Source organism: Allobosea sp. OAE752, from assembly GCF_050433265.1.
Lineage (GTDB): Bacteria > Pseudomonadota > Alphaproteobacteria > Rhizobiales > Beijerinckiaceae > Allobosea > Allobosea spartocytisi.
This window is the reverse complement of sequence record NZ_JBNPXO010000002.1, coordinates 31,225-52,868: the sequence shown is the minus strand read 5'-3', so window position 1 is coordinate 52,868 and position 21,644 is coordinate 31,225. Positions and strand designations below refer to the sequence as shown.

Below are 21,644 nucleotides of genomic sequence, written 5' to 3'. Positions count from 1 at the left end.
GAGCATGAAAGATCGTCAGACATAGCGATTAGCGCAGGCATAAGGCGCGGCATCTCATCAGCGCGCCATAAGGCAGACTAGGCAACGGATCGACAGGCGATCCATCCATCGGCATCTACGTAAGGGATTGTTATCCAAAAAAGTCTCGCCGGCAAGTCAATTAACGATCCGTTAGCCATTCCAGAACGGCTTCCGGCCTGCCATCCTTAACGTCAGCTGGCGACAGCCAGCGACGTCGGCTCGATCTCAGCGAACGAGGTGGACTTAAAGCGCGACCGAATACGAAGAAAGTATCGCTGAGTCCTGTCGATTTACGGCGCACGAACTCCCTTGAACATGTAATGCAGGCGAATTCGTTTGCTCAGAATCTGAACCGTTCCCTTTGGGTTCAGGATCAGATCCATCGCCTTTCTGGCAATTCCCATCGAAAGCTTCCGCCCGTCGAATCGGTGCCCGAGGTCCCGCAGCCGTCCGGCGTGGTAATTCCAGAATTTCCTGTCCCGGAACTTGAACGCGCTGGAGGAGAGATAGGCGTAATACTGGTCGAGCAGCTCGTCGACCCGTGTTTCGAGCTCTTGCTTGGTCAGATACCAGCCGCCATATTCTTGGCAGTCGCTGATTTCCGCCGAGACATAGGCATTGTTTTCGAGCGAAACAGCCGTCGCAGTCTGGCGATGAATCCGTTCATGGCCCAGGATCTGGTGCACGAAGCCGAAATCTTCATAGCGCAAATGCTTGAGGCACGCGCTGATATCCGCCTCATGCGTCGGATTCGGAAAGAATTCGTCGGAATTTCGGATCAGATCGGATCGATACATGACCGATGACGGGTTTCCCAATACCCTCAGCGTACCGAGCAAATGGGCCCGACAGACCTCTCGCCCTGGGACGACCGTCTGCGCGTAGGGCAGGCCGACATTCCGAACGTACCAGATGCCCGCGCCGCCGCTGAGCTGGTATGCGCCGACGATACCGACGGATGGATGGGCTTCGGCGAGAGCGACCATCTTCTCGAGGCATTCCGGATAGATCCAGTCGTCGCCCGAAACGACCTTGCAATATTTGCTCTGCTTCGAGATGAGGCCGAAAGCCCTGTTGTGATTGGCGATGATCGGCAGCAGCGTCTCGTTGCTGACGACGCGGATGCGGCTGTCCCGCCGGCAATACTCCTCGGCGATTTCGAGAGTGCCGTCAGTGCTGGCGTTGTTGACGATGATGTATTCCCAATTCCGATAGGTTTGGGACAGCACGCTTTCGATGCATTCCCTGAGGAATTCCGCGCCATTGTAGACGGGTGTCACGACGCTGACCAACGGACCGGTTTGCGCGTTCATCTCAGGGCCCCCTCTTGAGAATATCTCGTTCCCTCGGCGCAAGTTTTCTCATTCGCCAGGAACAAGGCGTTGAACTGCAGATTGAGCTGCGACTTGAACTGTGCGGCGCGCACACCGATGCGCGCCTTGATTCCGTCCCTGTCGGCAATCAGCCGATCGGCTCTGGCGACCAGATCCTCCGCGTCGCAGCGGGCAATATCGACGCAGTAATCCGACAAGCCCAGGCTTTCCATCAGGGTGGTGACCTTGGGATGGGGTGCAAGCGCGATGGTCGGCACGGTCTGCAACGACGCGAACACGACACCGTGAAAGCGGCAGGTGACGTAAAAATCCACATGGGAGAGCGCCGTCAGCATGTCGGCGATGCTCTCGACCGTTTCCCGCGTAACACGATCCGGCGCCAGCGCGGGAAAGCTCTGCCGGATGGCGGCGTCGAGATCGGCGATCGCCTGGGAATCGAACCAGATATCGCTGCTGAAGAGCCTGATCCGATGCCCGCGCGCCAGCATCTGGCCGCAGAACGCAGCGAGGTTGTCGATCAGCCGTCGATAGCCCTGATCGTCATTGACCCAGTGCCGCTTTGAATCGCCATAGGCCATCGGCCCGACGCCGATCACGAGCTGAGTGCTCGGCATGACCGGCTCCTTCGCCGGCCGCTCCGGCAGCCGAAGGCCCCACACCGCGTCGGCAACGACCTTCATCTTGCCGCGAAAGCCGATCTTCCGCAGCAAGTCGCCCGACGCGCCGTCGCGCAGGGACACATAGTCGGCCATGGCAAGCGTGCGCCGGATGAACCAGCGACTCAGGGAGGAATCCAGCGGACCCGCGCCGTTGTTCACGAAGATGCATTTGACGTTGGCGCATTTGGCGAGAAGGACCCATTTGAACAGCGTGTAGGGAAACGCCCAGGGGCCGCCCCAGTCCAGAAGCTGTCCGCCCCCGGCGATGATGAGCATGTCGAGCTCCCAGACCAGAAGCAGCGAACGCAGCAGAAACATGATTTCGCGGAAGAACTGCGAGGGCCATACGACCAGCGCATGCCTCAGCGCATTGGCGATGTGGAACAGCGGCCCCGTTTTCTTGACGGTCGCCTTCAGCCTCCCCGCGAACCCGCCCGGACCCACGGGGTGCGATGCCGACGACCATTCCCGCTGGAACGGGAAAACCCGCTGACGCATCGCATAGCAGGGAATTCCGAGCCGGCGCGTGGTGTCTTCGGGGTCCATCGACAGGCCGACGACCGACACGCCGGGCGACCGGAGCGTGATGTTGTCGAGCACCGCCGTGATGGAGGCCTCGTCGCCCAGATTGCCCGTGCCGCAATGGGCCAGGAGCCCGACCCGGCTGGGCTTGGAGGAGCCGGTGGCCACCGAACTGACACAAAACTCCTGCAGCCCGGACCCGGACAGATCGACGGGCTCGCCGGCGCGAACATCGATGTCGATCTTGCCGCTCATGCAATACGCGCCCTCTGGCGGACGTCGAGCGCCGCGGAACGCGACAGGACGGCCTCCGCCGCCGCCTCGCCGCTCTTGAAGCTCTCGTCGGTCCACATGTAGCCCCAGTCGCCATAGCGGCCGCAGTAGGCGATCCCGATCTCGTCGAGATAGCCGTGAACCGTCTTGAGGGCGGCGGCGCGATCGAGATCGAAGATGATATTGGCGTAGGGCAGATACATTGCCGTCTTGAACACGACCTGGTCGCCGTCGTGCAGCAGCCCGCAGCGGCGCAAATCGTCGATGACCGGCTGGATCCAGTCCTCGGGCTTGCCCGTGAAGGGCTTGTACTTGTCGGAGAAATAGACTTCCGCCTGGATGCTTCCCATACCCTTCGGGGCATTGTCCTCGGAGAGCATGTGCGGGAAGCCGAGGCGCGTGAAGCAGATGTCCTCGTCGTAGAAATACGACATATGCGCGCTGGAGATATCCGCGCGGTCCACCCCGAGATTGACCAGCACGCAGGACGAGCAGGCGAGCTTGCGCGAGGCTTCCAGCACGTCGGCCGGCACGCCCTTGATCATGCGGATGAGATCCGGGAGCGGCACCGACGATATCAGCGCGTCGTAGCGGGTCCGGATGCCGTTAGAGAATTCGATCTCGTTGATCCAGGGATCGATCGATGTCAGCTCGTGATTGAGCTTGATGTTTCCCTTCGGCACGAAGTCCCGCAGATAGGACACGAAGCCGCCCTGCTTCGGGTAGCGGAAATGCGTGATGTAATGGATGTTCGGCGATGAGGCGGAAATCGCCCCGCGCAGCACTTCCTCCAGCGTCGGCCGGTAGATTCGCGGCCCCAACCAGTCGGTGCTCATGTTCTCGGCCGTCGTGAGATGGTATTTGCGCGTATACTGCTTCGGGAAGAGCTCGGCGAAGGTCGAGCCGAAGCTGGCGACCAGCCAGTCATTGTAGTTGTTGATCGGCCCCTCCGGTTTTTGCCGCTCCTCCACGAAATCGGCGATCACCTTCACGATCACCTCCTCCGGCAGGCCATGCAGGTGAAGCTGGACCGGATGCTGCGGCCAGTAGCCCCGCCAGTAGTTGTTCAGGTTGATCTGGATGGTTTCGTAAAGCTGATCGACGCTGTCGGCGAACAGCTCCTGGATGCGCTCGTCCTTGGTGAAGGAGATGTGCGGCCCGATATCGAAGGTGAAGCCCGGCTCGTGACGAAACGACATCGTATGGCCGCCATAATACGAATTCTTGTCGTACATGACGGGCGTGATGCCCTCCTCCCGGAGTCGGTGCGCCGCACCGAAGCCAGCCATTCCAGTTCCAAGTACGACGACGTTCGACATGGATGCGCGTTCCCTGAGCTGTGGCACCGTTGCGGAATCAGCCTTCGGCCATCGGGAGCAGAGGCGCCGGAGCCGCCGCCTTCGGCCGCGCTCCTGAAGCGTTCCGCTCCGCATGGTCCTGCAGCAGATATTCGTAGCGCTCGATCTGTCGCCGCGTGAGGGACTGGAGATCGTTCCCCGCCTGGAAGGCGTGGTACCATTCGACGATCCAAGCCAGGCTCTGGTCGAGCTGCAGAACCGGGTGCCAGTCGAGGCCCGCCCTCGCCTTCGAGGTGTCGAGGCGCAGCAATTGCGCCTCGACCGGATGCGCTGCGCCATCCAGCGTCCAGGATGCGCCTTCGCCCCACAGCGACACGAGCTTGTCGACGATCCACGACACCGGCCTGGCATCCGTCTCCGCCGGCCCGAAATTCCAGCCCGAGGCGAAGCGGGCTCCGTCCTCGGCGAGCCGCTCGCACAGCAGCAGATAGCCGTGCAGCGGCATCAGCACGAACTGCCAGGGCCTGATCGCGGCGGGGCTGCGGATGCGGCAGGGCCGGCGGCCCAGGAAGGCGCGGACCAGATCCGGAATGAGCTGGTTGGCGGTCCAGTCGCCGCCCCCGATGGCGTTGCCCGCACGCACGCTCGCCAGCGCGACGCCATGCTTGGACAGCGCAGCCGGCGGAAAATAGGAGTCGCGATAGGCGCCGGTCACCAGCTCCGCGCAACCCTTGGAGTTGGAATACGGGTCATGCCCGCCCATCGGGTCGCTCTCGCGATAGCCCCAGACCCACTCCTGGTTCTCGTAGCATTTGTCGCTGGTGACATTGACCACGACGCAGGGGCGCCCGAGCTGGCGCACCGCCTCGAACAGATGGACGGTCCCCATCACATTGGTCGCATAGGTCTCGACCGGCTCGTCATAGCCGTAGCGGACCACGGACTGGGCGGCCATGTGGATGACCACGTCGGGATTGCATGCAGCGAGCGCGGACTCCAGATGCGCGAAGTCCCGGACGTCGCCGCGGATCGAGCGGACGCACTCGCCGACCCTCGCCTGCTCGAAGAGGCTCGGCTCCGACGGCGGCTCGAGCGCATAGCCCGTCACATCGGCACCGAGCGCGTGCAGCCACAGCGACAGCCAGCTGCCCTTGAAGCCGGTATGGCCGGTGACGAAGACCTTGCGGTTCTGCCAGAAGGAACGGTTCAGCATGGCCGACCTAGCCCCATATCGATGAAATGACCCGGCCGTCCCGGACTGCATCCGGCCGCACGTGAAAGCCTGTTTCCACCGCGGCTGTGCATGTCACGAGACCGCCTCGACGAGGACGCGCTGCGGCGAAGCTTCCGCTTCGCGCATCGGCCACCGCAGTTGCTGCTCGCGCCAGAGCACGTCCGCCCGCCGCCCCGCCGGCAGCACAACGTCGCCGAACGAAACCACCTCGTCCTTCTTCTTGTCGCGTCGCAGGACACAGTTCTCGGACAGGCCGATCGGCAAGGCGTCGGCGGCGCGCGCATCGGCCGCGTTCTCGATCAGGCCGTAGGCGCAGAACCCGCCGATGCCGTCGAGCCGCTCGCCGGCCTTGAGATCGCGCTTCGCCATCGTGACGACCTCGCAGACCGGCCCCGCCAGCGGCGCCACGGTCGGATCGTGCTGGATGACCGCGCGCCCGATGGTCGAGGCGATCTGCAGATGCGGCAGGTGGAACGGCGTGTAGAAGACGTAGAACGGCCCGTCTCCGAGCTTGTAATAGGCGAGCTGCGCCTGCTTCAGCGGCGCCTCCTCATGGATGATGACGAAGGCTCCGGTGTGGGGCGCAGCGCCCAAGGCATAGTCCACCAGCCCCGTTTCGAGCATCGCCTGCGCCGGCAGGCGCTCCGCGATCTCCCGAACATCCTTGCAAGCCGGCCCGTACATGCCGCGACGGCCCGCATGGAAGCCCGTCGCATTGGCCAGTACCGTCGTTTCCATCGACAGCTTCGTGGCATCGGCGAAGGACGTGACCTTGCGCGGGTCCTGGTCGTTCTTCTCGGCGAATGCCCTCTGCGTGTCGGGATTGCGGTAGTAATCGACCATGCCCTTGATGTTGCCGGCGGCGACGGGCTTGAGCCCCAGCGTCCGCAGATAGCGCAGCAGCGTCATGGCGACGCCGGGCTCGTCGCCGTCGGTATTGGTCAGCACGACGCCGGCCTCGCGGGCCCGCTCGTTCAGGATGGGCCCGATCAGCGAGTCGAGCTCGGCATTGACCATCACCACATGCTTGCGATGTGCGATCGCATCGAGAACCACCGCGGCGCCCGCCTCGACCGTTCCGGTCACCTCCAGGACGATGTCGATGGCCCTGCAAGCGGTCAGAACGGCCGGGTCGTCCGTCAGAACGGGGACGCCGTCCTCGATGGCCCGGTCGGCCTCCCGCACCGTCGAGACGCGGGTCCAGCCGTGAATATTCGCCTCGCGAAAGGCCCGCTCGCCATTCTCGAGCGTCCGGTTGGCGATCGCGACCAGCCGCATTCCAGGCACCGGCGTGCCGAGCTGGAGAGCGATCGCGCGCCCGGTGGCACCCGCTCCGACCATTCCCACGCGGATCGGACGACCCGCCGCCTCGCGCTCCCGCAATACGGTATCGACAGCCATAGCTTGGTTCCCCTCCGATAGCGCCTGCGAAGACGATCACGCCATCAGGCGCGCATCTGCCTCGACATGGCCAGGCACGATCAGCGCCGGCGGCCAGTTACGGTCCTGTTCGGAAATTTCGGTCACGGCCAAAGGCCACACGATGCCGAAGGCCGGGTCGTCGAAGCGAACGCCCCTGGCGGCGCCGGGCGTGTAGAAGGCCGAGGTCATGTAGTGCATCTCGGTATCCGGCTCGAGCGTCTGGTAGCCATGCGCGCAGCCCTCGGGCAAATAGAGCATGCGGCCATTGTCGCCGCTGAGCTTCACGCCGCACCAGGCCCCGTAGCTCGGTGAATCCCGCCGCATGTCGAGGACGACGTCGAACATCGCTCCACGCGTGCAGCGCACCAGCTTCGCCTCCCCGTCGGGCGCTTCCTGGAAATGCATGCCGCGGATCGTGCCGCGCTTCGTGCTGATCCCCATATTGGCCTGAACGGGCTCGAACGCGATGCCCTGCTCGGCGAATTCCTGTAGGCACCAGGCCCGCATGAAGCGGCCCCGCGCATCGACATGTGGAGCGGGGTCGATGACCATGGCTCCCTCGACGCTGGTCTTGGAGAAGTGCATCCCCCACCTCTGAAATTCGTGACCCTATACCTGAACAATGCTCGTCGGAGCGCCCGAGTTCCGGCGCAAGATCGCGGCAAACCAGAATATTGCTTTGAATATCAGACAGATGCCGCAACGGCATCAGGCCGGCCTGCGGGCTCTATGCTTCACGGCATTGGGAGCGGGTGGATTTCGCGGGGCGCGCGTCAGGCGGAAGGCGCGGTTCTCAATGCGCGGAAGAGGTCGAGATACAGAGCCTTCTCGCCCGCGATCAGGAGCAGCGCCGCAACATAGGCCACGCCGAACGAGCCCACATCCAGCATGAGGCGCAGCACCGGCGACAGCGCCGGCGCCGTGAGCGCATGCACCGCATAGGCGAACCCGCCCGCGACCACGCTCGCGGCCAGAGGGTTCGCCAGCGCCCCGACGAACTCGCGGTATCGAATCCCGGTCCCGCGCAGCGCCCAGATCGTGATCGGGATGACCTTGAGCACCATGACGGTCGAATAGGCCAATGCGACGCCGTGCGGCCCGTAAGGAAGCCCGATCAGCACGCCCGCGATCATCAGCGGGGCAGAGAACAACCCGATATACACCCCACGCCGGACCAGCCCGAGCGCGTTGAGCAGCCAGCCCAGCGGATTCGAGATCGCGAACACCAGGATCGTCGGAGCGAGGATCCTGAAGATCTCGACGGCACCAATCCATTTCGGCCCCAGGACCACCAGGATCAGGTCGTCGGCGAAGAGCCCGCACACGACGGTCAACGGCAAGGTCAGCGTCACCACCAGCGAATAGCCTTTCAGGAAGTAGCGCCGGAAGCGATCGAGATCGCCCTTGGTCCGCGACAGCGCCGCGAAGGCGACCTCTCCGATCGTCACATTCAGATTCTCGGTCGGGAAATTGATCAGATAGAAGCTGCGGCTGTAGAGACCGGTCGCTTCCGTGCCCCAGACACGCCCGAGCAGAAGCTTGTCGATGTTGTTCGTGACGTAGGACAGGAAGCCGGTCGCTGTCGTTCCGACGCCGAAGCGCAGCATGGAGCGGATACCGGGAGCGATCCGTGGCCGGCCCGGAATCCAGCCGGTCGCCAGCCACAGGCCGATGGTGGTGGCCAGCGGCAGCGTGATCGTCATCGAGACGATCGACCAATAGCCATAGCCGGCCATGGCCATCCCGATCGACACCACAGTCGCGATCAGCAGCGAGCTGATCTCGATCTTCGCCGAGGTCCCGAATGCCATGCGACGCTGAAGCAGCACGCCCTGCTGGACGCCGGCGGCGGTGATGATGAAGGTGAAGGCGATCACGTCCATGATCTCGAGCAGGCGCGGCTCGTGGTAGAACGCGCTGACCAGCGGCGCGGCGGCGATGGCGATCAGCGTCAGCAAGGCGCCGAAGATCAGGTTCAGCCAGAACAGCGACGACGACTCGACCTCGCTCAGCTCCTCGCGCTGGATCGCGGCCTGGAACAGGCCGAAGCAACCGAACATGTTCAGCACGCCGGTGAACGCCGTCACCATGGTGACGAGGCCATAATCCTCGGGCGTCAGCAGCCGGCCCAGGATCATGAGCGAGGCGATGCGGACCGTGAAGCCGATCCCGCGCGAGCCCACATTGATGAGCCCGGCGCGAACAGTCCTGCCCTTCAGATCATGCATGACGTTTCTCGATTGCCGGTTCAGAGCATCAGCTTCCGGGCATAGAAAGCCTCGGCGTATCCACTCGGCGCGTTGCATTCCATTCCGCGCAACCGCATCAGGGCCATGAAGGTCGAGCGGTCGAACCAGTGCTTGTTGCCTTGGGACTTGAACGTATCGAGGATCAGATCGACCTTCTTTTCGCAGATTTCATCTGAAAGAGCGTTGAAGACGATCGGCTGTCCGAGATCCCCGTCATATTTTGGAATCTCGTATTCCAGGATCAGATGGCTGCGAAACGTGTTCCAGGTCAGCTCGGCGATCAGCCGGTGGTCCTGATGCGAATCGTGACGGTTGTGGGTGAAGATGATGTCCGGCGAGACCTCTCGCTTCAGCTCCTCGAAGACGTTCTTGATGTCGGCTCCGACGAACGGCATGTAGCCGTCCTGGAAATCCTTCAGGATGACCCGCTTCATGCGGGCGGGGTCGACGAATTGCCTTGCCCCGTTCTCCGCTTCCGAGGCGCGGGTTCCGTTGGCGCTGAAGACGACCCAATGGAACACCGCCTCGCGCTCCGCCGCGATCTGCAGCACCGTTCCGCCGCAGCCGATCTCGATGTCGTCGGAATGACATCCCAGACACAGGATCTGCAGCGGCGACGCAGCGCCGCCATCCGGCTTCAGGCGCAGCATGGTCACGCCACCTGCGTCATCGTGGGAGCGACCGGCGTGATCGCAGGAGCCACCGGCGCCATCGCGGGATACGAGATGGTGGCGCAGTCCTTCCACACCTTCCAAGGCGGGTTGGTATCGTTGAGCTCCTCGAGGCGCTGCTTGTCCTTGAAGGTGTCCATGCACTGCCAGAATCCGGTGCATTTATGCGCCAGCAAGGCCTGGCGCTGGATCAGCCGCGCGAACGGCTCCCGCACCAGCTCGTCGCCCGGGTTGATGTAGTCGAAGATCTCGTTGCGGAAGACGAAGAAGCCGCCATTGATCCAGATGTCGGAATTGCTCAATGCCGCCACCTCGGCGATCTTGCCCTCGGGCGTCGTCCTGACGATGTCGAAGCTCGCCGTCGGCTGCACCAGCAGCAGCGAGGCCACGGCATCGCTCCGCTGCAGCTCGCCGATCATCGTCGGAAGGTGCAGGTCGCTGAGACCGTCGCCGTAATTCGCCAGGAAGTACTCCTCGCCGCGCAGATAGGGCTGGACCGCCTTCAGGCGTTCGCCGATCGTCGCATGCAGACCGGTTTCCACGAAGGTGATCGTCCAGTCGTCGCTGTCCCGGTTGATGAAGTCGATCTTCTGGCCGCCGCGGGACCAGACGAAGTCGTTCGAGATCGACTCGTCGTACTTCAGGAAATAGTCCTTGATGGCGTAGCCCTTGTGGCCCAGGCAGAGGATGAAATCCTTATGCCCGAAATGGGCGTAGTACTTCATCAGATGCCAGAGGATGGGGCGCGACCCGATCTGCACCATCGGCTTCGGGACATCGTCGACATAGCCCCGCAGCCGCATGCCCATGCCACCGCAAAAGAGTACGACCTTCATGATACTCTCCTTCAGTAAATGCTCGCGGCCCAGCCCCGGCATTTGTTTAAGTCAGGAAGCGATCACGACTTTCAGTTCTTCAGAACGCTTGTATCCATAACGTTTCATCGTCGCTTCATCGGCCATGTTGAGCATCGTCCCGATAAACTTGGGCTCGGCCTGACCGGCGGACCGGAAAGCCTGCCGGACCAGTTCGGATTTGGTTGCGCCCCATTTCACGACGAGCAGGAAGCCATCCAGCGATTGAGCGGCGGCGCGCACCTGCGGTCCGGATGCGAGCGAGGGCATGTCGACGATCACCATGTCGTAGGACGCTTCCGCGGCGTTCAGGATGTCGTCCAGCAGGCCGCGAGGCATCAGGCGGGACGCCTCGCCGTATCCTTCGGCGAGCGACAGGACATGCAGCCCGGCCTGCACCTTGACGACGTCGCCGATGACCGCGGGCTCCGGATTGGCTCCCGGCCGGGGCGGAGCGCATGAGAGGCTCGCAACCCAGCGCGAGATCGCGGGGTTGTCCAGCACGGCGTCGATCAGCAGGACACGTTTTCCCGACGCGGCCGACGCCATGGCCAGCCCGATCGCGACCGTCGTCGCGCCCTCGCCCGGCAGGACCGAGGTCACGCCGATCGTCCGGGGCTCGCCGGTCGAAGCGTCCTGCACCGTCGCAGCCGCGCGTCGCAGCACCGGCCCTTCCACCGCGAGCAGACGCCGCGCCGCGGCATCCTCGCTCCCGTTGTCGACATTCGCGAAGCGGGGCACGACGCCCAGGCATTCCAGGCCGAGGACATATTCCATCTGGTGCGCGTCGTGGATCGTATCATCGAGCGCATCGAGCAGGAGGGCGACGGCGGCCGTGGTACCCAGGCCGAGCAATGCGGCGGCGACGAGGATCAATGCCGCCGGCGGCCCATCAGACTTGACCGGCGGCTCAGCCTCCGAAATCACCTGAGCGCTCGGTCCGAGGCTTTGATAGATCTCGCGCAGCGTCGGCGCCTTGGACGAGGCCGCGTCCGAGGCCCGTGCCCGCTCCTGCAGATAGATGCGGATCACGCTGTTGACGATGCGCGCGGCCTTCTCGGGGGTCGAGGCTTGGAAGCTCACCGTGACCAGATGGCTCGTGCCGACCTGGCGGATGCTGAGCTTGCTGTTCAGTGCCACCAAGGCCGCGCGGAACGCGGCGGCGTCGGTATCCGTGGCAGCCGGATCGCGCTTCTGCGCCTCGGGCGATGAGCGGAGGCTACGGAGGAATTCGGGATCCTTCGTCAGCTGCAGCGTCTCGACGACCTTCGCCAGCACGTTTCCGGAGCGCAGCAGCTCGATCTGGTTCTGGACCATCGGCAGGTCGGCCCGGCCCGGAAGGATCGCCTGGTCGGGGCCGGTCAGGACCTGCCTGATATAGATCAGCAATTGGCTGGATGCCGTGTAGGTCGTCGGGCGCACCCCGACATAGAGCGCGGCGAGCGCCAGGCAGGCCAGCGTGCCGATGCCCAGCAGCCGCTTGCGGCTCCGGAGGCTTCCCAGGCCGAAGGACGGTCGTGGCCGCACGTTGATCCGGCTCTCGAGCCTCTCCGTGCTATGGACGACCTGCGGATGGCTTATCGTGTCCAGCATGTCTTTCAATCGAAAAGGGGCCCGTTTCCGGCGCCCGGTTCGGGATGGCAGACACGAGGATGAGGAGAGGCCTCTGGCCGGCGCGGTCGCGTCGTCACGGGGCCGGATCGCCGGCCTTCCGTCCCCTCCCCACCCGGCGCGCTGCGCCTGCAGTGACCTACACAGAGAAAACGCCGGGTACCCCGCCCCGTTCCTGCGTCTAAGCACTCGATCGGGACGCAAAATCGCCGGATGGATGGCCGCGAAATGCGATGGGGCTGCGAGCCCGCCATTCACAGGCGGGCGAAGCGGAATCCACTGCCGTGGCGAGATGCTTAGGCGACGTGGTCGGTTCGTCCGGTCGCGCCGGTCCCATGCCGGCCTTCCGGCCGCCAGGCGCCCCCGTGGCCGGGACGGACGGGCGTCGCGACAGCCTCGTCCTTGTAGAGCCAGGCACAGATCGTGCCCATGACGAACCAGAAGTACCAGTTGAACGACAGGTAGAAGTGCATGTTGTCCGAATACGACTCGAGCAGATAGGTCGCCAGGATGCACAGGATGATCAGGAGTCCGGGCGGATCGCGCCGCAGCCCCTTGACGAGGCGATAAGCCACGCAGCCGAGCAGCCAGATGAGCGCAAGCAGGCCGAGCAGCCCCATCTCGAAACTGGCCTGCAGATAGAAGTTATGGCCGTCGATGCCTTGCGGGCCGATCAGCGAAAAGAAGCTCGGCGTCGCCGGCTTGAACGACTCCAGCCCATGGCCCAGCAGCGGTCGTTCCAGCACGACCGGAATGGCGGACTCCCACAACGCCTGCCGCCAGACATAGGAATTCAGCCGGTTGTCATCATTCAGCTGCGAGAAGTTGTCGACTTCCGTCGCCGCGGTGACGTCCGCCAGCCTTTCCCTGAGGCTCGGATTCCCGACGAACAGCACCGGCACCAGCAGCAGGGCCAGAAGAAAACGGCGATCGATCTTGACCGCGTACACCAGGCACATCAGCCCGCACGCTCCCCAGGCGCTGCGCGTCTTGGTCAGCAGCAGAAAGAAGATCAGGGCCGGGATGTAGAGCGTCACCAGCGTGCGAATGAGCGGCGGCACGCGCAGGATCCGGGAGGCCCGGACATAGAGCGCAAGGCCCACCTGCAGCACGAGATAGAACGCGTAGATGTTCGGATGCGAGAACGTGCTCTGCAAACGAAACTCGCTGAAATTGGACAATCCGCGCGCGATATCCACGAAGGCATAGAGCGAGGGCGGTATCGACGAGGCGATCACCACGAGAACGAACCGCGTGACGTCCAGCGACGAACGCAACAGGAAGAACGGCATCGCGAAGAACGCCCAATAGGTCAGCAGGACGGAGGCGAGCCGCACCGCTGCCTTGAAATCCGGCGCGTAGAGCGTCGAGCCGAAGGCGATCAGCAGGAACGGACCCCAGATCGCGAGGACGGGGAACGGCGCCCGCAGCGGCGTCTGCGCGAGAAGCACGACCGCGACCGCGATCGCGACCACGTTGAAGAGCGCTCCGACCCCCATCGAGGCGGCGCCGGAATCGCCTCCCAGCAGGTTGAAGATCGGGTCGGAAGAGGCCCGGACCAGCAGGACGCCGAACACGACGGCACGCAGCAGCCGCCAGATCGCCTCGTTATTGGCCTCGCGGACCGACATTGTCGGCCAGGAGCGCTCGATATCGTGCTGGAGCACGCCGCCATGGATGGCATCGACGGGGCTGGATACCGGCTTCATGCCTCCATCTCCCTGGCTCTGGCCCAAATCGGGTTGCGTTGCTCGCCTGCCCGGCCTGCCTCGCGGATCGGCCGCAACCAGAGCTCGACCTCCTGGCGCCACAACGCCGGAACCGCGGCGGCGGCCCGGGCCTGTCCGATCCGGTCCGTCGCGCGCGGCGCCATCAGCGCGGCGGCCACGCGCGGCAGCTCCCGCCACCGCCCATGCCTGACGGCGAGCGAGGTGAAGATGGACGCTGCCCGCCACCGCGCCCCCGCCCGCAGGAGTTGCTTGGCGAGGTAGCGTTCATGTCCCGCTTCGTCTGACGTGACGCCATGCCTTGCCGCCAGCGCCGCGTATCGCTCCGCGATGACCAGGCGGCCAGCGCGCATGGGATCGACATCCATCGACAGCGATTGCCGGCTCAGGCGATAGGCGACGAGGGGGCGATCGACCGCGGCCAGCGGCGAGTGCTGAGCCAGCCTGATCCACAGATCCCAGTCCTCGGAGCCGCGCAGCGCCGGATCGAACCCACCGACATCCCGGACGAGATCGTGTTCCGCGATCACCGTCGACCCTGTCGGGATTCCGTTGCTTTCCAGCAGGCCCGCCAGAACGTCCCCGCCCTTGACGTGACCATGCCCGATCACCGCAAGCTCCTCGTCCACCGCGACGATGCCGGTGCAGGCCCATCGCGCCGAACTGGCCCGCATGGCGGCAAGCTGCGTCGCCAGCTTGTCCGGCGCCCAGAGATCGTCATCGTCGCAGAAAGCGACCCAGCGCCCGGCCGCCTGGGCGATGCCGGCGTTGCGCGCGCCCGAGATGAAACGCGGCTGCGCGTGGTGCACGACCCTCACTCTGGCATCGCCGGCGGCGAGCCGATCCAGCCAGGCGCCCGTTTCGTCGGTCGAGCCATCGTCGACCGCGATGAGCTCGATCGAGACGCCCTGCTGGCGCAGAATGGAATGGACCGCCTGAGGCAGGATGCGCCGGCGGTTATGCGTCGGAACGATGACGGTGACGTCGATCATTCAGGCACTCCTCATCCAGCCGATGGCGGAGCAGGTCGGGATCATCGCTTCACCCAGCCTGAATGCCCGGACCGAAGCGTCACCGCTTCGCCCAGCCTCATCGCATGGCTGCCGGCGAACGCCGGGTCATAGGCGTCTGGGAGATCCTCCAACCGTTCGGCGCTGTCGAAGGGGATCGTCCTCTCGAACGCGCCTGCCTTGAACAACGCCGCCAGCTTCCGGCATTCCCGAACGATGTCGTGCTGCTCCAGCACCTGCTCGCGCCCGGCCTCCCCCATCGCCTGGACGAGCGAGTCCGGGGCGTCCAGGCACTCGCCGATGGCACGGGCGAGCCGATCGACGCTTCCCGCCGGAACGAGCCAGCCGCAGACCTGATCCGTGACCAGCTCCGGGATGCCCGCGACATAGGTCGTCACGACCGGGCGGCCGAGCGCCAGTGCCTCCATCAGGACGACCGGCAGCCCCTCGGCGAAGCTCGGCAGGACCAGGGCCCGCGCCTCGCGTATCGCGGCGCGCACCTGCGCGTTGCTCATCCAGCCCGCCATCTCGACATGCTGTTCGAGCCCCAACTCCCGGATGCTCCGCTCGAGCTGCGGCCGCAGCGGGCCGTCTCCAACCACGGTCAGCCTGAACGGCATGCCCTCACGCGCAAGGACGGCGAGCGCCTGGAGCAGAATCAGGTGCCCCTTCTGCTCGCTGAGCCGACCGACGGTCACGAGCTGGTTCTTCGGGACGGTCCGGGGAGGCCGCGTGGCCAGGAAATCGGCATCCAGCCCGCAACGTACCAGCTTGATCTTCGCCCACTCCTCCGTGGGGATCCAGCGGCAGAGCTGGCTTCCGGTGAACTCGCTGATGACGCAGACGAAGGCGGCATGCTTCACCTTGGCCGGGAAGCCGAGATATTCGGGCCTGTCGAATTCATCCGGGCCGTGCACGGTAAAGCTGTAGGGCACGCCGGTCAGGATATGGCAGAGCATGGCGACTTCAGCGCCATTCGTCCCGAAATGCGCGTGGATATGCCGGATGTCCTGCTCGCTGACCCAGCGTGCGAGGACAAGCGCTTCCGCGAGATAGGCGAGATGGAGCGGCGCCGGGCGGCTCGAGCACCGCATCATCCCGAAGGCGGCGACGGTCGCGCGCATCAGGGCTGCGGGCCTTCGCACGAGCGCGCTGGCGAGAGCCGTCACGAACTTGGCCATGCCGCCGTCCAGCATGTAGCGGGTGCGGGCTTTCTCGCCGATATCGGCCGGGTCCACCAGCTTGCGGTCCCCGCCCCGGAGCGAGACGCGGAGAACCGAGATTCCGTTCCGCTCGAGCTCGACGATCTCCCGCCGCATGAAGGTGTGGGAAACGGCGGGATATTCGGACACGAAGTAGCAGACACGCATCGCCTCTTCCCCTCTCGCTCAATAGGCGTCGATATGCGCGCGCTTCGATATGACCGTCATGATCATGATCTTCAGGTCGAAGAAGAACGACCAGTTGTCGACGTAGTAGAGATCGTGCTCGATCCGCTTCTGCATTTTCTCGAAGGTATCGGTTTCGCCGCGCAGGCCGTTGACCTGGGCCCAGCCGGTAATCCCCGGCTTGACGTTGTGGCGCCTGAACATCCGGCGGATCTGGTCGGCGAACATGTGATTGTGGGCAACCGCATGCGGCCGTGGCCCGACCAGGGACATCTCGCCCCTCAGCACATTCATCAACTGAGGTAGCTCGTCGATATTGGTCCGCCGCAGCACCCGCCCGACGCGCGTGACGCGCGGATCGTTCCGGACCGCCTGCCGAAATTCGTCATGCGCGTCGTCGAACGTCGTCATGCTGCGGAATTTCAGGACCTGGATCGGCTCGTTGTTGAAGCCGTGGCGCGTCTGCCGGAAGAGCACGGGACCGCGCGTTTCAAGCTTGATCAAGGCAGCGACGACGGCGAAGAGCGGCCACAACATCACCAGCAGCGTCGAGGCGACGACGATATCGAAGCTGCGCTTCAGGAACCGGTCGCGCAGCGAGCAGGGCCCGCAGAACAATTCGAGCACCCGCAGATGGCCATAGGTTCCGACGCGACTGCGCCGCATCAGCTCGGCCAGCTCGACCGGCAGCAGCTGGATCCGGACCGGAAGTTCCGACAGCTCCTCGACCGCGTTCGAGACGACCTCCATGTTGTCCGAGCCGAACAGGATCAGCACGGCGTCGATGGGCAAGGCCCGGCATTCACCCCGGATCGCCGAAAGTTGTACCTCTAACGAGGCCCCCCCATCGGCCAGATCGGTCACTGACGGGAAATCATACCAGCGCACGATATGTTCGTGCCGCGCCGCCAGCCGCGCGCGAACATGTCTGACGCCCCGCGCGCCGGGCATGACCAGCACGACCATGCTTTCCCGACGCCAATGTCCGCGCCAGCGAACCTGATCGATGACTTGCCGGAGACAGGATCTGATGGCGACCTGTCCCAGCAGCGTGGCCAGGAATTGCACCAGGAACGTGCCGCGGGAATAGCCGCCGAGACTGTTGGTCACGTAACCGATCGTCAGCAGGATGACGCATGAAAGGGCGATGGCGACACCGCCCCGGGTCCGGCTGCGCTCGTTCCATTCCGGGCCGAGCAGATCGTATTGATTGTCGGCGATGCACAAGGCGACATAGAGCGCCCCCACCGACACGGAGGCCAGGGCATAGTCGATCCGGAAGAAAATCACCCCGTACGCAGCCGCCGAATACGCGACAAACGCGCCATAGGCGCAGGTGACGATCACGATCATCTCGAGGGCGGCCACGACGACGGTCCAGAACAACTGTGTTCTATGCGTCAGCGCGGTCGCGGAGAGATGCTGGACCCGATGATAAACCGCGTTGGTTGACATTGCTTCGCCAAATGCTCCGGCCGCCCATCAAACGCTCGACATCCGCAGAGCCTTAATGCGGCCGACAGGGCGCAAGTTCTTCGCGCCGGCAAAATTAGATTTCCTTACGGCAGATACTCCGGCTCCGGAGAGCAAAAGCGCAACCTGTTGCGCTTTTGACATTCGCACCGAGCGTTCCGGCGTAGATTACATTGTCTCGTTAACGCGCAGATCGCTCAGTTAAGACATCAAGAGAACGATGAAACCGCGTTTTGCGCGAACAAACCCACCGCGTCGACCATTATCTTACCAAACGGCATGCAGCACGGCCTGCGGCGATCTCCGCCGCGCGGCCTAAGTCAATCTGCCGTGTTCGCTTGGGGTCTCCGGCCTGAGGGATTTGCGATGCCATCAGACACTGCGCGGCTTTCCGTATCCGAAGCCACTGAGCTTCCCCCATCTGAAGCGATGCCACCGGCTCAGGTCCAGATCCTGAACGGCCGCTTCGACAAGCTCTCGGCCGACCAGACCGTCGAGGAGCTCATGCGGACCATCCGGGCCGGAGAGCGCGGCATCCTCTCGACGGTGAACGTCGCGATCCTGATGATGATGCGGTCCAACCCGCGCCTGCAACGCTTCGTCGATTCGTCGCGATGGATCGTGGCCGATGGACAGCCGCTCGTCTGGGCCTCGCATCTCCGGCAGCAGCCCCTGCCCGAGCGTGTCGCCGGCATCGACCTGATCGACCAGCTCTGCGCCCGCGCCGTCCAGGAGGGGGTCGGCGTCTATTTTCTCGGCGCCGAGAGCAGCACGGTGCGCGAGGCCGTCAATGTGCTCCAGGACCGGCATCGCGGGCTCGATGTCCGCGGCTATGCCGATGGCTATTTCGGCCCCGAGCAGGCTGAAGCCCGCGCGCGGGCCGTGGCGGAAAGCGGCGCCGAACTCCTCTTCGTCGCGATGGGCGTGCCGCGGCAGGAATATTTCATCGAGGAGCAGTGGGATAATCTCGGCGCGCGGGTCGTCATCGGCGTCGGCGGCAGCTTCGATGTCATCGCGGGACGGCGCAAGCGGGCCCCCGCCTTCATCCAGCGCGCCGGGCTCGAATGGGCTTACCGTCTCATCCAGGAACCGCGCCGGCTGTTCAGGCGCTACCTGATCACGAACTCCCAGTTCCTCGGCCTGATTTCCTGGAGCGCCATCGCCCAGGTCTCCCATCCCCGGCGCGTCGTCCCGCGACCCTGAACGAGGATTGAGATGGCAACCCGCAAGCGAATTCTCGTCGTGATGGGCACGCGGCCCGAGGCCATCAAGCTCGCGCCGCTCATCCTGAAGGCGAATGCCGACCCCGAACGTTTCGAGGTGCTGGCGGTGCGCACCAGCCAGCACCGGGAAATGCTCGACCAGGTCGTGACCTATTTCGACCTGCCGATCCTCGCCGACCTCAACATCATGCGCAAAGACCAGAACCTCGCCCATGTCACGATGGCGGCGCTGGGAGGCCTGCAGCGGGTGATCGCCAAGGCCCGGCCCGATGTCGTCGTCGTGCAGGGCGACACCACGACGAGCTTCGTCGGGGCGCTGGCGGCATTCTACGAAAACATCCCCGTCGCCCATGTCGAAGCCGGGCTGAGGACCTATGACAAGCGCGCGCCCTTTCCGGAGGAGGTCTATCGCCGCCTGACGAGCGTCATCGCGGACTATCATTTCGCGCCGACCGAAACGTCGCGATACAACCTGCTCAAGGAGAATGTGCCGGCGGAGACGATCTGGGTCACCGGGAACACCGCGATCGACGCGCTGTTCCTCACGCTGGCGAAGGCAGCCCCCGAGCCGGTGCGCCGCGCGGCAGCACAGACACTCCTTCTCACCACCCATCGCCGGGAGAACCATGGCGAGCCGATGCAGCGCATCTGCGAGGCGATCCTGATCCTGTTGCAGGGTTTCCCGAACCTGCGGGTGGTCTGCCCCGTCCATCTCAGCCCGCGCGTCCGCCAGGTCGTCGGCCCGATGCTGGGCTCGCATCCGCGCGTGTCGCTGATCGAGCCGCTCGGCTACGAGCAATTCGTGCTGGCGATGAATGGCGCCCACATTATCCTTTCGGATTCCGGCGGCGTCCAGGAAGAGGCGCCTGCGCTCGGCAAGCCGGTTCTCGTCCTGCGCGATACGACCGAACGGCCGGAAGCCGTCGAAGCCGGCACCGCCCGCCTCGTCGGAACGGAAGTCGACTCGATCGTCTCGGCCTGCAAGGAGCTGCTCACGGACCCCGAAGCCTATCGCGCCATGGCCCAGGCCAGGAATCCGTTCGGCGACGGCCATGCTTCCGAACAGATCCTCGACGTCCTGGCCCGGTCGCTCGGCAGCACGGATCGCCGCGAGCGGACCGACCCCGCCAAGGCGCTCGAAACCTTCCCGCATGCAGCCCGTTCGTCGGTCGCAGCCGTCCTCAACGCCGGCCCATCCGCAACGCCGCAAGGCTTCGCCACCGCCGCCAAACCGCGCCGCGCGCGCCGTGAGACGGCGCTCGCGGCCGACACGGTCGCGCTGATGCCATCGGGACTTCAGGGACCGGGATCGTCGTGATCGCCATGGTCGACGCAGTCACCCATGCTCTGCTCGCTCTTGGTCTCCTGACGGCGATCCCGGTCGCCTTCCTCGTCGTCCAGATCGGCGCGGCGCTCCTGCCCGCGAGGCGGTCCGTGTCGGTCATCTCCATGCCCTGTCCGCGTTTCGTGGCGGTCATGCCCGCCCATGACGAAGAAGCCGTCATCGCGCGCAGCATTGCCTCGATCATGGCTCAATTGCCCGCCGCGGGGCACTTGCTCGTGGTGGCCGACAACTGCTCCGACGACACCGCGCGCATCGCTTCGAGCGCCGGGGCGGAGGTCGTCATCCGCCAGGACACGACACGGCTCGGAAAGGGCTACGCGCTGGATCACGGCATCCGCGCCCTCGCGGCCGATCCGCCGCAAGTCGTCATCGTCGTCGACGCCGATTGCGAGGTCGCGCCCGGGACGCTCGAGTTTCTAGCGAAGCGTTGCGTCGCGACGGGGCGCCCGGTCCAGGCGCGCTATACGATGCTGGCGCCTCCCTTGCCGAGCTCGGCCGACAAGGTTTCCCGGCTGGCCTGGACGATCAAGACCTTCGTGCGGCCGCTGGGCTCCGCGCGTCTCGGCTGGCCTTGCCAGTTGATGGGCTCCGGCATGGCGCTGCCCTTCGCCCTCGTCACCCGGCTCGATCTCGCAACCGGCCATCTCGCGGAAGATCAGAAATTCGGTGCCGAGCTTGCGCTCGCCGGGTCATCGCCGCTCTTCTGCCCGGACGCGCAGGTCGTCAGCCAGCTTCCCCAGGGGGAAACGGGCAAGCGCCAGCAGCGCACGCGGTGGGAGCATGGACATCTGGCGGTCATCGGGCAGTTCTTCCTGCCATTGATCCGGCGTGTGGTCTCGAAACCGAGCCTGCACCTCCTCGCATTCACGCTCGACCTGTGCATTCCGCCCCTGACGCTTCTGGCCCTGTCCCTGATGCTGATAGGCGGCCTGAACCTCTCCTGGTTCGCCGCGACGGGTGCGGCGAGCCCGCTCGTCGCCTCCTCGGTCGTGCTGGCCGGCTTCGCCGGAGCGATCGTCGTCGCGTGGCGGCGTTTCGGCCAGGAGATCATTTCCGGGCGCGAGCTGGCGGCGGGCCCGGCCTATTGCCTGCTCAAGATCCCCTCCTTCATCCGCTTCTTCATTCATCGCCAGGTCGATTGGATCCGGACGGAGCGGTGATGACGGATGCGGATCGATCGCTCTGGAACTCGGCCGGATGAGATCACGCCGCGCACCGCCTGTCCTTCATGCCCCGCCGGTCCGGGCGCTGGCCCGGCTCGCCATTTCCCTCGCGATCGCGATGGGGTGCTGCTCACCCGCCCTGGCGAATAATGCGTGCGGCGCCGGCA

At 64.7% G+C, this 21,644-nt stretch carries 17 protein-coding genes; 3 read left to right on the top strand and 14 right to left on the bottom strand.

What is annotated here, in order from left to right; all coding sequences use genetic code 11:
- Nucleotides 1–311 precede the first annotated feature (311 nt).
- The 14 genes from GGC47_RS05040 to GGC47_RS04975 all read right to left on the bottom strand — a co-directional run bounded on the left by GGC47_RS05040 (nt 312) and on the right by GGC47_RS04975 (nt 17,659).
- Nucleotides 312–1,334, bottom strand: coding sequence for a glycosyltransferase family 2 protein (locus GGC47_RS05040; RefSeq protein WP_051987549.1), 1,023 nt, complete (start codon nt 1,332–1,334; stop codon nt 312–314).
- Nucleotides 1,331–2,791, bottom strand: a complete 1,461-nt coding sequence (locus GGC47_RS05035; RefSeq protein ID WP_370954438.1) for a polysaccharide pyruvyl transferase family protein — start codon at nt 2,789–2,791, stop codon at nt 1,331–1,333. The genes GGC47_RS05040 and GGC47_RS05035 overlap by 4 nt, the downstream gene beginning before the upstream one ends.
- The gene (locus GGC47_RS05030) at nt 2,788–4,128 is read right to left on the bottom strand and encodes a protoporphyrinogen/coproporphyrinogen oxidase (RefSeq protein ID WP_429067141.1); all 1,341 of its coding nucleotides are present in this window, start codon (nt 4,126–4,128) and stop codon (nt 2,788–2,790) included. Before GGC47_RS05030 ends, GGC47_RS05035 begins: the two co-directional genes overlap by 4 nt.
- Nucleotides 4,129–4,165: 37 nt before the next feature.
- A complete protein-coding gene (gene rfbG, locus GGC47_RS05025) occupies nt 4,166–5,320 on the bottom strand; it encodes a CDP-glucose 4,6-dehydratase (RefSeq protein ID WP_142021603.1) in 1,155 nt (384 codons plus the stop codon).
- 93 nt (nt 5,321–5,413) lie between these two features.
- Nucleotides 5,414–6,742 (bottom strand): NAD(P)H-dependent oxidoreductase, encoded by a 1,329-nt coding sequence (locus GGC47_RS05020; RefSeq protein WP_142021602.1) that lies wholly within the window; start codon nt 6,740–6,742, stop codon nt 5,414–5,416.
- Nucleotides 6,743–6,778: 36 nt separating this feature from the next.
- Complete coding sequence (gene rfbC / locus GGC47_RS05015) at nt 6,779–7,348, bottom strand: dTDP-4-dehydrorhamnose 3,5-epimerase (RefSeq protein WP_142021601.1); 570 nt, start codon at nt 7,346–7,348, stop codon at nt 6,779–6,781.
- A 188-nt stretch (nt 7,349–7,536) separates the two neighbouring features.
- Nucleotides 7,537–8,991, bottom strand: coding sequence for a lipopolysaccharide biosynthesis protein (locus GGC47_RS05010; RefSeq protein WP_185747922.1), 1,455 nt, complete (start codon nt 8,989–8,991; stop codon nt 7,537–7,539).
- Nucleotides 8,992–9,011: 20 nt separating this feature from the next.
- Nucleotides 9,012–9,662: a PIG-L deacetylase family protein gene (locus tag GGC47_RS05005; protein ID WP_142021599.1), complete on the bottom strand. Its 651-nt coding sequence runs from the start codon at nt 9,660–9,662 to the stop codon at nt 9,012–9,014.
- Between the two features lie 2 nt (nt 9,663–9,664).
- Nucleotides 9,665–10,519, bottom strand: coding sequence for a glycosyltransferase family protein (locus tag GGC47_RS05000; protein WP_051987551.1), 855 nt, complete (start codon nt 10,517–10,519; stop codon nt 9,665–9,667).
- A 51-nt stretch (nt 10,520–10,570) separates the two neighbouring features.
- A complete protein-coding gene (locus tag GGC47_RS04995) occupies nt 10,571–12,406 on the bottom strand; it encodes a tyrosine-protein kinase family protein (RefSeq protein WP_142021598.1) in 1,836 nt (611 codons plus the stop codon).
- A 38-nt stretch (nt 12,407–12,444) separates the two neighbouring features.
- Nucleotides 12,445–13,857, bottom strand: a complete 1,413-nt coding sequence (locus GGC47_RS04990; protein ID WP_142021597.1) for an O-antigen ligase family protein — start codon at nt 13,855–13,857, stop codon at nt 12,445–12,447.
- Nucleotides 13,854–14,867 carry a glycosyltransferase family 2 protein gene (locus tag GGC47_RS04985; protein WP_142021596.1) on the bottom strand — a complete coding sequence of 338 codons (1,014 nt, stop codon included), beginning with the start codon at nt 14,865–14,867 and terminating at the stop codon, nt 13,854–13,856. Before GGC47_RS04985 ends, GGC47_RS04990 begins: the two co-directional genes overlap by 4 nt.
- Before the next feature lie 41 nt (nt 14,868–14,908).
- A complete protein-coding gene (locus GGC47_RS04980; protein ID WP_429067135.1) occupies nt 14,909–16,255 on the bottom strand; it encodes a glycosyltransferase family 4 protein in 1,347 nt (448 codons plus the stop codon).
- A gap of 18 nt (nt 16,256–16,273) precedes the next feature.
- Nucleotides 16,274–17,659, bottom strand: a complete 1,386-nt coding sequence (locus GGC47_RS04975) for an exopolysaccharide biosynthesis polyprenyl glycosylphosphotransferase (protein WP_429067132.1) — start codon at nt 17,657–17,659, stop codon at nt 16,274–16,276.
- A 516-nt stretch (nt 17,660–18,175) separates the two neighbouring features.
- On the opposite strand from GGC47_RS04975, the gene GGC47_RS04970 reads away from it, so the two are divergent.
- From GGC47_RS04970 to GGC47_RS04960, 3 genes are read left to right on the top strand one after another with little or no spacing between them, the layout of a single operon-like run.
- The gene (locus GGC47_RS04970) at nt 18,176–18,949 is read left to right on the top strand and encodes a WecB/TagA/CpsF family glycosyltransferase (protein WP_185747920.1); all 774 of its coding nucleotides are present in this window, start codon (nt 18,176–18,178) and stop codon (nt 18,947–18,949) included.
- Between the two features lie 12 nt (nt 18,950–18,961).
- The gene (gene wecB, locus GGC47_RS04965) at nt 18,962–20,287 is read left to right on the top strand and encodes a non-hydrolyzing UDP-N-acetylglucosamine 2-epimerase (RefSeq protein ID WP_142021592.1); all 1,326 of its coding nucleotides are present in this window, start codon (nt 18,962–18,964) and stop codon (nt 20,285–20,287) included.
- Nucleotides 20,288–20,292: 5 nt separating this feature from the next.
- Nucleotides 20,293–21,474: a glycosyltransferase family 2 protein gene (locus GGC47_RS04960; RefSeq protein ID WP_133562697.1), complete on the top strand. Its 1,182-nt coding sequence runs from the start codon at nt 20,293–20,295 to the stop codon at nt 21,472–21,474.
- Nucleotides 21,475–21,644: the final 170 nt, after the last annotated feature.